At 46.3% G+C, this 13167-nt stretch carries 11 protein-coding genes and 1 riboswitch; of the genes, 8 read left to right on the top strand and 3 right to left on the bottom strand.

What is annotated here, in order from left to right; translation table 11 throughout:
• Positions 1–24 precede the first annotated feature (24 nt).
• Positions 25–894, bottom strand: coding sequence for a GNAT family N-acetyltransferase (locus AC3EBE_RS01685; protein ID WP_488593297.1), 870 nt, complete (start codon positions 892–894; stop codon positions 25–27).
• Between the two features lie 21 nt (positions 895–915).
• Positions 916–2079 (bottom strand): FtsW/RodA/SpoVE family cell cycle protein, encoded by a 1164-nt coding sequence (locus AC3EBE_RS01680; protein ID WP_488593296.1) that lies wholly within the window; start codon positions 2077–2079, stop codon positions 916–918.
• Between the two features lie 415 nt (positions 2080–2494).
• Between AC3EBE_RS01680 and AC3EBE_RS01675 the strand changes: the two genes are divergently transcribed.
• From AC3EBE_RS01675 to AC3EBE_RS01655, 5 genes are all read left to right on the top strand, one after another.
• Positions 2495–3271: a hypothetical protein gene (locus tag AC3EBE_RS01675; protein WP_488593295.1), complete on the top strand. Its 777-nt coding sequence runs from the start codon at positions 2495–2497 to the stop codon at positions 3269–3271.
• Between the two features lie 77 nt (positions 3272–3348).
• Positions 3349–3529, top strand: a riboswitch (cobalamin riboswitch).
• Positions 3530–3708: 179 nt separating this feature from the next.
• A complete protein-coding gene (locus AC3EBE_RS01670) occupies positions 3709–4674 on the top strand; it encodes an ABC transporter substrate-binding protein (RefSeq protein WP_488593294.1) in 966 nt (321 codons plus the stop codon).
• Positions 4640–5698 (top strand): FecCD family ABC transporter permease, encoded by a 1059-nt coding sequence (locus AC3EBE_RS01665; protein ID WP_488593293.1) that lies wholly within the window; start codon positions 4640–4642, stop codon positions 5696–5698. Before AC3EBE_RS01670 ends, AC3EBE_RS01665 begins: the two co-directional genes overlap by 35 nt.
• Positions 5698–7134, top strand: a complete 1437-nt coding sequence (locus tag AC3EBE_RS01660; protein ID WP_488593292.1) for a heme ABC transporter ATP-binding protein — start codon at positions 5698–5700, stop codon at positions 7132–7134. Before AC3EBE_RS01665 ends, AC3EBE_RS01660 begins: the two co-directional genes overlap by 1 nt.
• Positions 7135–7287: 153 nt before the next feature.
• Entirely contained in the window at positions 7288–7671 is a 384-nt protein-coding gene (locus AC3EBE_RS01655; RefSeq protein ID WP_488593291.1) for a VOC family protein, read from the top strand.
• 35 nt (positions 7672–7706) lie between these two features.
• Here AC3EBE_RS01655 and AC3EBE_RS01650 read toward each other — a convergent pair whose 3' ends face one another.
• Complete coding sequence (locus tag AC3EBE_RS01650; RefSeq protein WP_488593290.1) at positions 7707–8984, bottom strand: MFS transporter; 1278 nt, start codon at positions 8982–8984, stop codon at positions 7707–7709.
• A gap of 267 nt (positions 8985–9251) precedes the next feature.
• Between AC3EBE_RS01650 and AC3EBE_RS01645 the strand changes: the two genes are divergently transcribed.
• The 3 genes from AC3EBE_RS01645 (at position 9252) to AC3EBE_RS01635 (ending at position 13141) form a co-directional block, all read left to right on the top strand.
• Positions 9252–10724 carry a SulP family inorganic anion transporter gene (locus AC3EBE_RS01645; protein ID WP_488593289.1) on the top strand — a complete coding sequence of 491 codons (1473 nt, stop codon included), beginning with the start codon at positions 9252–9254 and terminating at the stop codon, positions 10722–10724.
• Positions 10725–10812: 88 nt separating this feature from the next.
• Positions 10813–11232 carry a universal stress protein gene (locus AC3EBE_RS01640; RefSeq protein ID WP_488593288.1) on the top strand — a complete coding sequence of 140 codons (420 nt, stop codon included), beginning with the start codon at positions 10813–10815 and terminating at the stop codon, positions 11230–11232.
• Between the two features lie 826 nt (positions 11233–12058).
• Positions 12059–13141 (top strand): D-alanine--D-alanine ligase, encoded by a 1083-nt coding sequence (locus AC3EBE_RS01635; RefSeq protein WP_488593287.1) that lies wholly within the window; start codon positions 12059–12061, stop codon positions 13139–13141.
• The last annotated feature ends 26 nt before the right edge of the window (positions 13142–13167 follow it).

Raw genomic sequence — 13167 nt, 5'->3', positions numbered from 1 at the left:
GGATAACCTCAGCCTTCTTTCAGTTTAAGCCTCTGATGTGACCGGATGCCTGGCCCATTGCGGAAATACATTCTTCCCCGTTGTTTTAACAAAAAGCGCGCCGTCTCTGCTGTAAGGCTGGCGGGTGAACTCCAGTTCAGCTTCGTCCGGCGTGAAGTGGAAGATGATTTCGTTTGTTTGAGAATCGGAGAGTTCATCAAGAATCCTTCTTATTTCGACCTTATGGGGGCTGAGTACATCATACAGGTGTATCGTATCCTCTTCTTTTGATGCAATGATGACTGCATTCTGGTCTTCCGAGTAATGGAGATGCTCATTGAAAACATTTAGCATATGGTACATCGTTATGCCGCCTGAATTCGCAGTGCTGAATTTCTGGGAAACCGGTACTCGGCCCGCTACTATTCCTTCAATCAGCTTAAGATCCTCTTTTGAGCTGATATCCAGTTTTCGCAGGCTTTCGGCAGCAGGCTGTGAAGGATGCTTTACTGAATATTGGGTTTCCGCCGCAAGCTCAAAACCAAAGCGCGGATAAAACTCGAGGACATTTTCATTGGCGAACAGATACATAAAGTCATACTGGCCTTTAAACTCTTCCAGCACATGATTCATCAGCCTCGCCGAAAGGCCCTGGTTCCGGTAATCCGGATGTGTCATCACTGTCCCGATTTGCAAAGCCCGATAGCTTTTGCCTTCGATGATGAAATCCAGCCTGTTGACTGAGACATTAGCGATGATTTCGGTTCCAGTTGCGAATGAATAAGGCATATAGCGGTCTCCCCAACAGCCATTTTCATGCCAGGTCCTGAAATCCAGGCCAAAGGTAGCAGCGGCCAGCCTGAAAAAGCTGTTCCTTAAAGAATCGTTCTTGCGATAGTTGCTGACAAGTTCCATGGAAATCTCCTTTATTGAATACTAGGATGAAGAAAACATATAGGTTTTATGGTGGAAGCGGATGCTATAGATCAGTCCCATCGCAAGCATATTGCCCATAAGCGAGCTGCCCCCGTAGCTGATGAACGGGAGCGGGATCCCTGTAATCGGCAGCAGCTGGATGGTCATCCCGATGTTCTGGAATACATGGAAGGTGATCATGCTGATGACCCCAGCACAGATATACGTGTTGAATGGGTCATTCGTATCCAAAGCCATTTTGATCAGATGGTAGATCAGCACAAAATAAAGTCCGATGACAAAGCTGCCTCCCACAAAACCGTACTCCTCGCCGATCACACTAAAGATAAAATCGGTATGGCTTTCCGGGATATAAACTTCCCTTTCGCTGAAGCCTTTTCCGGTCAGCATCCCTGAGCCAATGGCCTTCAGCGATTTGACGAGATGGTAGCCATATTCACTCTGGTAGCTCTCAGGATCGATCCAGGCATAAATCCGTCCGAACTGATAGGTCTTCACTTTTAAATATTGTTTGAGAATCTCAGGTTTCCAGATTACTAGATACAGGATTCCGGCACCGAGTGATGCCCCTCCGCCATACAGGGGTAGGATGATTTTCCAGGTGATGCCCGAGGCAAGAATCAGCCCGGTAAAAATCGCAAGGATGACAAGCGCAGTCCCAAGGTCGGGCTGGAGCATGATCAATCCAAGCGGCAGTGCGGTAATCACTCCCAATTTAATGAATAAAATCATATCCGTCTGCAGTGTCTTTCGTTCATATTTTTCATGATGATAAAAGATCGCATTGCTGAGGGCAATGATCAGAAAGACTTTCATGAATTCAGATGGCTGGATTGAGCCGATCGGTCCGATGACAAACCAGCTTTTCGCATTATTAATGTGTGGGGCGATGCTCGAAGGGGCGAGGTAGAGCCCGATTAGAAGCAAGATGCCGAATCCGTACAAATACCAGGATAGCTTTCGGATCTGGTCGCTGTCGAATCTCACCACAACAGCAATGATTCCGGCACCGACGACATACCAGAATGCTTGCTTGAACATGAAATTTTCGCTGTACTGCCCAGTTGTTTGTGCACTGTAAATCGCAGCGCTGCTGGTCAGGAAAAATAAAAACAGTATCAGCGTCAAGGTCCAATCAAACCGGTCATTTTTCTTTCCATCCATTCCATAACACCCTGTCCAAATGCCTTTTATTTTATTGTATTTTACAATTTTATGATAGAGAAGAAATTTTATCCTTAAACTTTCCAGAAATAATAGACGATTCTCGCAAGGTGTAAGTTGCCCGTCAGGACAAAATAATGAAGCTGACTGGACATTTTTCGGCAGAATCAGCTATTGCTGAACACTCAGGCATCTCCGGATGATTACCAATATATGTTAGTGTTTGATCCCAAAAATTTAGAGTGCCGATATAAGATATTTTCTTTGTTTTTTGATAGAATGGAAAGAGCGTTATCTGTTCGGAAGAGACTCCGGAAGTCGAAGGGGAATCCGTCCGCGACGGCTTTCGGGTTTGTGATTTACATATGGCTGTTTTCGGTTCACTGCAAAGAATTTGTCCGGGAGGTTTTGTCCCTTGAAGAAGCATCATCCATATAACCGGGATTTGATTTATGTCCATCTGAACGACCGGGACCAGTATGTTCTTTCATATGGAATTGAGTTTTTTGAATTTGCGCGCTCCTTATCTGATTCACTCAATCATTTGCTGCTGCTAAGGCATCGCTATGAAGATGGGGAATTCAACAGGCACACTCTGTTCGAATATGTTCCAGCTGACAGCGTAGATAAGCTGATGGTCGAGAATGTCCATTCATTCGGCGATTTTTGCTGGATTGATTTTGAAGAAATCGAAGGGTTGAATGTCCTCAGCGGCCAGGAAATTGCTGAGCTCCTTTATTTGGGCCACATCAAGCACCATCTTAAGCTCCCATTCTATAATCAGCTGGGAAACCGGTTCGCCTACCTCGCCCATGAGGATGGCTGGTTCAATAAGACATATTATCGCAACTTTAATGACTTTTTCCGGATGCTTGGAAGTGTCCTGGCCGGGAAGCTTGGCGAGCTGAAGCCAGAAAAGACATTGCTGGGAATCAGGAAAAAGAAGCTTTATCCTTCTGTGAGCAAGGAGATTCTCAAATCGCTGACTCCAGCCATTAAGGAAGGGGCAGTCTTTTCCTTGAAAAACATCCAGCAGAATCGAAATCGAATCGAAATCCCGATTTGGGTCATTGGTGATTTTGCCAGTATGGATGATATGTATGATGAATTTAAAGAGGCAAGCCGGATCAATCCTGACGGCAGATTGATCTTTGATAAGAAGCTGAAGGAATGGAGCCTTCACGCTCAATAGCTCAATTTGTCTATTAAAAGCCGCATATTTTAGAAGCTTTTTTCCGCGGATCATGTATAATTGATAATAGCGGAAAATTACATACTAAATGAAAAGGTGTCTTTCTTCACAAGACTTAATAGGGAAGTTGGTGAAAATCCAACGCGGTCCCGCCACTGTAAATGGTAGCAAGCTGCACAGAGCCACTGTACTTTGTATGGGAAGGCGCAGCAAGCGATGACCATGAGCCAGGAGACCTGCCTGTTCATTGCACCACACAAACCTACGAGGATAGGGAGGTGCCGGCAGGCTTTATGACTTTTTATTGTGTAAAAAGAAATTTGCTTACTCGGACATCTCCCCATCAGGTGGAGATGTTTTTTATTTACTCTTTTCGATTCGGATTGCACCTTTTGCACATCTTAAATGAAAAGAGACGAAAATTGGAGGAGAAGTAAATGAAAAAATGGTATGCAATATTATTAGCAATGCTGATGGCAGTTATGGTGTTGGGCGGCTGCGGACAGTCCGATCAGCCTGAAAAACAGCAGGCTGATCCAGCACAAGAGGAGCAGAAGTCGGATTTCCCTGTGACTGTGAAGGATGCTTTAGATGAAGATGTTGTTATCGAAGAAAAGCCGGAGAAAATTATCTCTTTAATTCCGAGCAATACTGAGGTTGTCTATGCTCTTGGCGATGGTGAAGCGATTGTTGGAGTCACAGATTTTGATAATTACCCTGAGGAAGCGATGTCGAAGGAAAAAATCGGCGGCATTGAGTTCAATATAGAAAAAATGATTTCGCTCAAGCCGGATTTGGTTTTAGCGCATGAGTCAACAGCTGATAGCGTGAAAGATGGCCTGCAGCAGATTAAGGATGCAGGAATCCAGGTTGTCGTCGTGAATGACGCCCAGTCCTTAGATTCAGTATATGAGTCAATTGAAATGATCGGGAAAGCGATTGGCGAGCAGGAAAAAGCGACAGAGCTAGTCGATGAGATGAAGGAAAGATTCGCGAAACTGGAGAAACAGGCAGAAAGCATCAAAGAAGACCAGAAAAAGAGCGTATTTGTCGAGGTTTCCCCAGCACCGGAAATCTATGCTGCCGGAAAGAATACCTTTATAAATGAAATGCTGGAGCTGATCGGTGCTGAAAATGCGATTGGTGATATGGAAGGCTGGCCAAAGATCGACCAGGAAGCCATTGTCGAGCGCAATCCGGATGTTGTCGTCACAACCTACGGATATTATTCAGAAAAGCCTGTTGAGCAGGTGCTTGGCAGACAGGGCTGGAATAATGTGAAAGCCGTCAAGGACAAGCAGGTATTCGATGTCCATTCAGACCTCGTGACCCGTTCTGGCCCAAGGCTGGCTGAAGGAGCAGAGGAGCTTGCAAAAGCCATTTACCCGGACATTTTTAAATAATAAAGGTACAGCATACGCTGTAGCGATTGTATTTTTGATTGCATCGATGCTGCTTGGCATTTCGATTGGATCAGTTTCCATTCCTGTACCCGCTATCATTCAAATCATTGGTGCTGAGATTTTCCGCTTTCAGGGACAGGGAATCGACCCTATGCATACAAGCATTGTAATGGAAATCAGGCTGCCGCGCGTTTTGCTTGCGGGCCTTGTCGGAGCGTCTCTTGCTATCGCAGGAGCCGCTTTCCAGGGGCTGTTAAGGAATCCGCTGGCCGATCCCTATACACTCGGGATTTCATCCGGGGCTTCAATCGGTGCAGTCCTGACCCTGTTTTTCGGGATAAGCCTGCCTTTTATTCAGGGATTCACCTTGCCGGTGCTGAGCATTTTGTTCGCATTCGCGACGGTACTGTTTGTGTTATTTTTTGCGCGCAGAGTGGACCGTCTGCTGAGAGTAGAGACAATTATACTTACCGGGATCATCCTTAGTTCCTTTCTTGGAGCGTTCATTTCGCTGATGATCGCCCTTTCCGGCGAGGAGTTGAGGCAGATTATCGGCTGGCTGCTCGGAAGTGTGTCGATGCGTGGCTGGGCCTACATAAAAATCATCCTCCCTTTCTTTATCATCGGGATGGTCATTTTGCTGGCCAACACAAGAGAATTGAACGCCATGTCCTTTGGCGAGGAACGGGCGCAGCATCTCGGAGTAAATGTTGAAAAAAGGAAGCTGTGGATCCTGCTTTCCGGCTCGCTGTTGACAGGGTCGGCGGTAGCTGTATCCGGTACGATCGGGTTTGTCGGATTGGTGATTCCCCATATGACAAGAACATTGTGGGGACCAGACCACCGGCATTTGCTGCCGCTTTCGATCCTCATCGGCGCCGGCTTCCTTATTCTCGCCGATCTTGTCTCAAGGACCATTATCGCCCCATCTGAGCTGCCAATTGGAGTCATAACCGCATTAATCGGCGCACCGGTATTTGCGCTGATTTTAGTGAGAAATCGCAAGGAAAGAAGTGCTGGCTGATGATAAAAGTGAACAAGCTGACTGGCGGATATGCAGGCGGGGAAGTCCTGAAGGATCTCTCATTTGCAGTGGAAAAAGGTGAGCTGTTTGGCATCCTGGGGCCGAACGGAAGCGGCAAGACCACCTTGTTAAAAATGATCTCAGGTGCGTTGAAAGCGAGCACCGGCAGCATCCAGCTTGATGGCAGGCCTCTGGCTGGCTATTCTTCGAAGGAGCTTGCCAGACTGATGGCGGTCCTGCCACAGCATGGCGATCAGGCTTTTCCATATACGGTAAAAGAAACTGTCTCACTCGGCAGATACGCTCACCAAAAAGGCTGGCTGAACAGCTGGAGCAGTGAGAATGAGGAAATTGTCCAGCGGGTGATGGAGCAGACAGGAATCACCCGCCTCCAGGAAAAATCGATCGTTGAGCTTTCCGGCGGTGAGAAACAGCGTGTCTTTCTAGCCCAGGCGCTGGCGCAGCAGCCGAAAATTTTGCTGCTGGATGAGCCGACTAATCACCTTGATCTTTCTTTTCAAAAGGAATTGCTCGATCTGCTAAAAAAATGGGCATTTGAGGAAGAACTGACCGTGGTGTCCATTTTTCATGATTTGAACCTTGCATCACTGTATTGCGATCGCCTGCTGTTGATGGAGAATGGGCATATCTTAATTGTCGATTCGCCTCCAGAGGTGTTGAAGGAAGAGCGGGTCAAAAAGGTCTATAAAACAGAGATTAAAAACCATCCGCATCCGGAAATCGCCAAGCCCCAGCTTTTGCTAGTGCCGGACAATAGCGGTGAAGAAAATCTTTTTGTTGAAATTGATTCAAGATACCTCGATATTGGAGAAGAACGGATCGTTTTGCAATCCCCAATTCCGCTCCGTACCATGTCATCTGGCATCACGGGGGCGGGGATTGGCTGGAATAGCTCTTTTGTGCACCGGATTGTGCCGCCTGAATATGACTGCAGCGACCACAAGGCTGAGATGATTGAGTATCTTAAGGCAAACGGCTATCTTCCGAGTGAAACGGTTGGGATGATGACCGCCGTTCCTGCAGAAAATACCTCTTTTAAGCTTTTTGAAGGGGGCGGGCATTCCATTTTTGTGATGGTATCGGCCGGGAGTACCCAGCGCGGTCTTCCCAGAAATATCAACACCTGGCTGTTTATCAATGGCAGGATTTCGGAGGAAGCATTCATCCAAAGTGCAATGACGGCAGCGGAAGCGAAAATCAATGTCCTGCAGGAATTGGATGCAGCGGATTCCGCGGGCCGTACGTCAGGCATATCAACAGACAGTATATGCATCGCCGCAACACAGCTAGGCGAGTTCATTGCCTATGCCGGAACGGCTACGCCGCTTGGGAAGTTGATCAGCGAAGGCATTTACTCTTGTACGAAAGAGGCTATATTTAAATACCGCCGCTCCCAACTTGAAATTGAAAAATAAAAAAATTTGCGAAAAGTGTCTCCATAATTGGGACACTTTTTTGGTCGCATTGTGAAAAGCGCCAATAAAGGATTTTATAAAACTAAAACAACTTCGTTTTGTTTGAAGGAATCCACGCTTCAATCACGAATGTATGTGCATGAGGTGATAAAAATGGATTTAAAACTGGGATATGTCATTTTATATGTAGACAATTTGGAAAAAACAAAGCATTTTTACGGAAAACTGTTAGGTTTGAAGCTGCGAAATGAATTCGGCACTTATATTGAGTATGAAACAGGCAACACGGTGCTTTCTTTTAACACGAGAGAGAGCGGGCGCGAGATCACCACGCTTCCGATTCCTGATGGAGCAAGAAAGGAACAGACATTTGAGCTTGGTTTCGTGACGGAGGATGTGAAAGGAGCCGTAGAAAAATTGCGGGATGCCGGCGCCCCTATCTTACTGGAGCCGACTGAAAAGCCATGGGGCCAGGTAGTTGCTTATGCTGCTGACCCGGATGGGCATTATATAGAGATTTGTACGCCGATTGGCTAAAGAAGAGTCCTGCAAATTGATTGCAGGACTCTTTTCTATTCATGGACAGCCTTCATAGGCTTTTTCGCCAGCAGGGAGGCGGTGATTCCCAGCAGCGGAAGGATAATAGTCAAAAGAAGGATTTGTTCATAGCCTCCAAACAGGTCAAACGCAAGCCCAAATGGAAGAGGGCCAAGCGCTGAACCAAGGACGGTCACTGTCATGGCAGAGCCTTTGATGCTGCCAAGGGCCTTCCTTCCGAAAAAGCTTGGCCAGACATAATTGAGGGCGATCCGTTCAAAGCCTCCGCTGATTCCCCACAAGACGCCAAAGACAATCGCAGTGACTGTCTGATGCGCAGCCAGAAGCACAAGGATAAACACAATCTCCCCGGCAAAAATTGCAGCGAGCACATATTGGACTTTCACACGGTCAAGGATTGGGCCGGCGATTAAGGTAACTGGAAAACCAATCAAAGCCATTAAACTTAAAACGAGTGCGGCTATCCCAGGAGAGATTCCATTCGTCTTGAAAATGGAGATAAGGTGAAAGGTCAATCCTGTGTTTACCAGCGCCGGTATGCCGACGCACAGCAGCAGAAGCCAATAGGCACGGGTCTTTACTGCCTCCTGGACTGTCCAGTTCACTTCTTTGTCTGCCGGGCTGATTTGCTGCTCCACAGCACCATTTTTCAGGTCCACTTTCATGCCGTCCGGCTGCTCACCGATATTCTCCGGTTTGTTCCTGATCAGCAGATAGGCGAGTGGTACGTATATAGCCAGCAGCAGGACCCCCCAGACCTTCCAGGAAAAGCTCCAGCCCCATTGAGAAACGAGCCACGCATTAATCGGCGGAAGGGCTGCAGAGCTTGCAAAGCCGCCAATGGCCATAAAACTCATTGCCTTGCCTCTCTTAGTAATGAACCATTGCGGCACAAGAGTATTGGGAATCAGGCTCATCGACCCCTGGCCGAGGATCCTGATCAGGAAAAAGCCAATGAAGAGCATGGCTGTATTTACAACCAGGCTATTCCAAAAACAGGCCAATGCCAATCCTGTTCCGACAATGACCGACATCTTCCTCTGCCCTAATTTATCGACAAATCTACCTATGAAAAACATACAGATTCCCGCAGCAAGCGTTGCCAGCGAGTAAACTGCAGAAACATGAGAGCGGCTCCATCCAAAATCCTTTATGTAAGAGTCAATAAACACGGATACTGAGTACGTTTGTCCGGGCCCTGAAAAGAAAACGCCAAGACCTGCAATGAAGACTACGACCCAGCCATAATAAAAATTTGTTTTAAATGGTGCGGATGAACTTGATGTATTCATGATCTCTACCTCCCAAAACATCATATCAAATGACCACCCAAAAAAGCTTGTGGGAAACCGGAAGGATGTGGAATTTTACATTTTAAGGTTTTTACTATATGGACATGAAAAACGAAGATAGACGTCGAAAAAAGAAGAAAACAGTTTATTATAGCGCTTACAATTGGGGTTGCCGTTTCTCCTGAATATGTTATGATAAATCCTGTTTTTATCGGACCCGGCTTGCTTGAGAGTAGGAAGCCACAAAAAATATTAAGGGGTGTTTATTTGAATATTAATACAATAAAAGAACAATGGTTTGGCAATATCAAAGGAGATATCCTTGCAGGAATCGTCGTTGCACTGGCGTTGATTCCTGAAGCGATCGCGTTTTCGATTATTGCTGGTGTTGACCCAATGGTAGGACTTTACGCGTCATTCGCGATTGCTGTGACAATCGCGTTTGTAGGCGGCCGTCCTGGCATGATTTCTGCTGCAACTGGGGCGATGGCCCTGTTGATGGTAACGCTTGTTGCCGACCATGGTTTGCAATATTTAATGGCTGCTACGATTTTAACTGGAATTCTGCAAATTCTGTTTGGTGTGCTTAAATTGGCGAGGTTTATGAAATTCATCCCTCGCTCAGTAATGATTGGTTTCGTCAATGCGTTGGCAATCCTGATTTTTATGGCGCAGCTAGAGCAATTTGCAGGAGCGACTTGGGTTATGTATGCGATGGTGGCAGGAGCACTGGCTATTATCTATCTGTTCCCGCGCATTACTAAGGCGGTGCCTTCACCGCTTGTCGCCATCATTGTCATTACAGTGATTGCAATTTTTACGAAGAGTGATGTTAAGACTGTTGGCGATATGGGGTCACTTACTTCGGCACTGCCAGCATTCTTAATTCCAGATATTCCTTTCAATCTTGAAACGTTAAAAATTATCTTCCCATACTCATTAGCGCTTGCAATTGTCGGCCTGCTTGAATCCTTGCTGACAGCTTCAATCGTTGATGATATGACAGATACTCCGAGTGATAAAAACAAAGAAAGCCGCGGCCAGGGAATTGCCAATATTGTAGCCGGATTATTCGGCGGCATGGCAGGCTGTGCAATGATCGGACAGTCCGTTATCAATGTGAAATCGGGCGGCCGAGGAAGATTGTCTGCTCTTGTAGCTGGTGTCTTCCTGATGTTCCTGATTCTTGTTTTAGGCAATGTTGTCGTCCAGATTCCGATGGCAGCTCTTGTTGGCGTCATGTTCATGGTATCAATTGGAACATTCGACTGGTCCTCAATCAAAGGACTGGCAAAAACACCTGTTACAGACTCAATTGTAATGGTCGTAACAACGGTTACTACTGTATTTACACATGACCTTTCTAAGGGTGTATTTGCAGGTATCATCCTGAGTGCGATTTTCTTTGTAGCCAAAATTTCAAAAGTAAAGATTACATCTACTTTCGATGTTGCTGCTGATCGACGCACTTACTTTGTGACGGGACAAGTATTCTTCGCCTCTGTTACGGATTTGATTGAAGCATTTGACCTGAAGGAAACAGCAAAGGAAGTCGTGATTGACCTCACTCATGCACATGTTTGGGATGATTCAGCTGTTGCGGCTATCGATAAAATCGTCATTAAGCTGAGAGAGAGCGGAACGGTTGTTCGTTTGCATGGCTTGAACGAGCCAAGCTCACATCTGATCGATAAGCTGGCTGTCCACAAGCAGGAAGGCGCAAAGCTATCAGGCCATTAATTTATAAAATTTGGAAAAGCACGTTGACTATTCAGCGTGCTTTCTTTTATATATAAATTAATAGATTAAGAGGCAGGGGGAGAAAGAAATGTTCGAGAAGATATTACTCGCCGCAGATGGCTCTGACCATTCCGTACGCGCGGCCAAAAAAGCAGCAGAGCTTGCAAAGCTTGCCGGGGAAAGCGAAATCACGGTGGTATATGTCATTGATGGAGCTAAGTCGAAGGAGGATGTCCTCCACAATCCGGATCCGTCTGCAGTCGAGGAAAAAAGAAAGCTCCGGCTTCATCCCGTTACGAGTCTGTTCAACAGTGAAAATATAAACTTCAAGCTCCAAAAGCTGCTGGGCGAACCAGGTCCGGCAATCGTTGATTATGCAAACAAAAATGAATTCGATATAGTAATTGTTGGCAGCCGGGGCCTGAATGGCCTGCAGGAAATGGTGCTTGGAAGTGTCAGCCACAAGATCGCGAAACGAGTGAAAGCCCCTGTGCTTATTGTTAAATAAAGATTAACAGCCCGCCTCAGATTAGATGGCGGGTTTTGCTTCATTAGAACAATTCAAAAAGAAGTGGCAGCAGTTTAGACCCATTCGGACAGAATCCGCAGCTGGCCATGAGAAACTGTCCGAATCCATCCCCCATTCAGACAGAATCCGCAGCTGGCCATGAGAAACTGTCCGAATCCAGCTCCCATTCAGACAGAATCCGCAGCTGGCCATGAGAAACTGTCCGAATCCACTCCCATTCGGACAGAATCCGCAGCTGGCCATGAGAAACTGTCCGAATGAGGCATCCATTCAGACAGAATCCGCAGCTGGCCATGAGAAACTGTCCGAATCCACCTCCCATTCGGACAGAATCCGCAGCTGGCTATGAGAAACTGTCCGAATCCAGCTCCCATTCAGACAGAATCCGCTGCGCATCCTTGAAAACTGTCTGATAGTACTCCGAAGTCCTTCACCGGTAACCGCACGGCCATGCCTGCTGTTAACCTGATTGTCATTCACAAAATCCTTTCTTCGTTCATATCGTAATTTTAGGAAGAATGGGTATTAACCTATTGTTCTCAATTTTCATCTGCAAAAATGGAACATGAGGTTTCGCAGAGTCAAAAAAGGAAATAGTATGTCAGGAAGATGCTCAATTCGAAACCGGAAACGGCTGGCTGGATATAGCAAATATTAAAAGTTGATAACATTTACCTTCTTAAAATATATAGTGGTAAAATAAGAAGCGGAAGTGCGCTGGCCAGCCTCTGGTTAAAATCTGGCCGGACACTCGAAATGAATGATCAGCTTAATTGATAAGTGAACATATTGGAGGTCTTTTTTTATGAAAACAAGAATCGGGCTGCTTTACGGCGGCAAATCGGCTGAACATAAAGTATCCATGCAGACAGCGCTGGCTGTTACAAAGGCTTTGGATTTTGATAAATTCGAGATCTTTCCCATTTACATAACGGAGGAAGGTGAGTGGGTCAAGGGTCCTCAATTGAGTGCTCCGGCTGAAACGGTAAAAGCGCTTGAGTTCTCAGATGATTCCAACCTGCCTTCAGCTTCATTCACTCCGGCATTATTTCAGGCTGGCGGAGCCGAATCTGGCCAGACGCTTGATGTCATTTTCCCATTGCTTCACGGTCCGAATGGCGAGGACGGTACTGTTCAGGGACTGCTGGAATTATTGAACCTGCCATATGTGGGCAATGGTGTCCTTGCGTCAGCAGCGGGGATGGATAAAGTCCTGATGAAAAATATTTTTGCCCAGGCAGGCCTGCCACAGGTAGATTATGTTTCATCGCTTCGCAGTGAATGGGAAAAGGACCAGGAAAAGGTATACAGCCTGGTTGAAGAAAAACTTGGCTATCCTTGCTTTGTTAAGCCCGCGAACCTTGGTTCAAGTGTAGGCATCAGCAAAGCTTCCAACAAAGCAGAGCTGGAGGCAGCCTTCAAGGAGGCATTCCAATTCGACCGCAAGATCATCATCGAACAGGGTGTCGTTGCGCGTGAAATCGAAATCGGTGTGCTTGGCAACGATGAGCCTGAATGCTCTGTTGTCGGTGAAATCGTTCCGAAGAAGGATTTCTATGACTATAAGGCTAAATACGAAGATGGCGACACAGCCATGATCATCCCAGCTGAAATCTCTGAACAAGAATATGCTGATTTAAAAGAAATGGCTGTTACAGCATTCAAGGCACTTGACTGCTCGGGACTTGTCCGCGCCGACTTCTTCCTGACTAAAGACGGTCAGCTGCTGATCAACGAGGTCAACACGATGCCTGGCTTCACACCATTCAGCATGTTCCCATTATTATGGAAGCACACTGGAGTGGAATACCCTCAGCTGATTGAAAAATTAGTGAATCTTGCAATCGAACGCCATGCTGAAAAGCAGAAGATTAAATACACGTTTTAATTCAGCTAGAATAATTACTTTTATAA

The sequence above is a fragment of the Mesobacillus sp. genome (genome assembly GCF_057785455.1).
The sequence above is the reverse complement of the archived record's forward strand: the minus strand, read 5'-3'. Positions and strand labels throughout refer to the sequence as shown.

What these genes read in the sequence shown, in the direction of transcription:
- AC3EBE_RS01685 (WP_488593297.1), bottom strand. Translation starts at nt 894, where the DNA reads ATGGAACTTGTCAGCAACTATCGCAAGAACGATTCTTTAAGGAACAGC.
- AC3EBE_RS01680 (WP_488593296.1), bottom strand. Translation starts at nt 2,079, where the DNA reads ATGGATGGAAAGAAAAATGACCGGTTTGATTGGACCTTGACGCTGATA.
- AC3EBE_RS01670 (WP_488593294.1), top strand. Translation starts at nt 3,709, where the DNA reads ATGAAAAAATGGTATGCAATATTATTAGCAATGCTGATGGCAGTTATG.
- AC3EBE_RS01660 (WP_488593292.1), top strand. Translation starts at nt 5,698, where the DNA reads ATGATAAAAGTGAACAAGCTGACTGGCGGATATGCAGGCGGGGAAGTC.
- AC3EBE_RS01655 (WP_488593291.1), top strand. Translation starts at nt 7,288, where the DNA reads ATGGATTTAAAACTGGGATATGTCATTTTATATGTAGACAATTTGGAA.
- AC3EBE_RS01650 (WP_488593290.1), bottom strand. Translation starts at nt 8,984, where the DNA reads ATGAATACATCAAGTTCATCCGCACCATTTAAAACAAATTTTTATTAT.
- AC3EBE_RS01640 (WP_488593288.1), top strand. Translation starts at nt 10,813, where the DNA reads ATGTTCGAGAAGATATTACTCGCCGCAGATGGCTCTGACCATTCCGTA.
- AC3EBE_RS01635 (WP_488593287.1), top strand. Translation starts at nt 12,059, where the DNA reads ATGAAAACAAGAATCGGGCTGCTTTACGGCGGCAAATCGGCTGAACAT.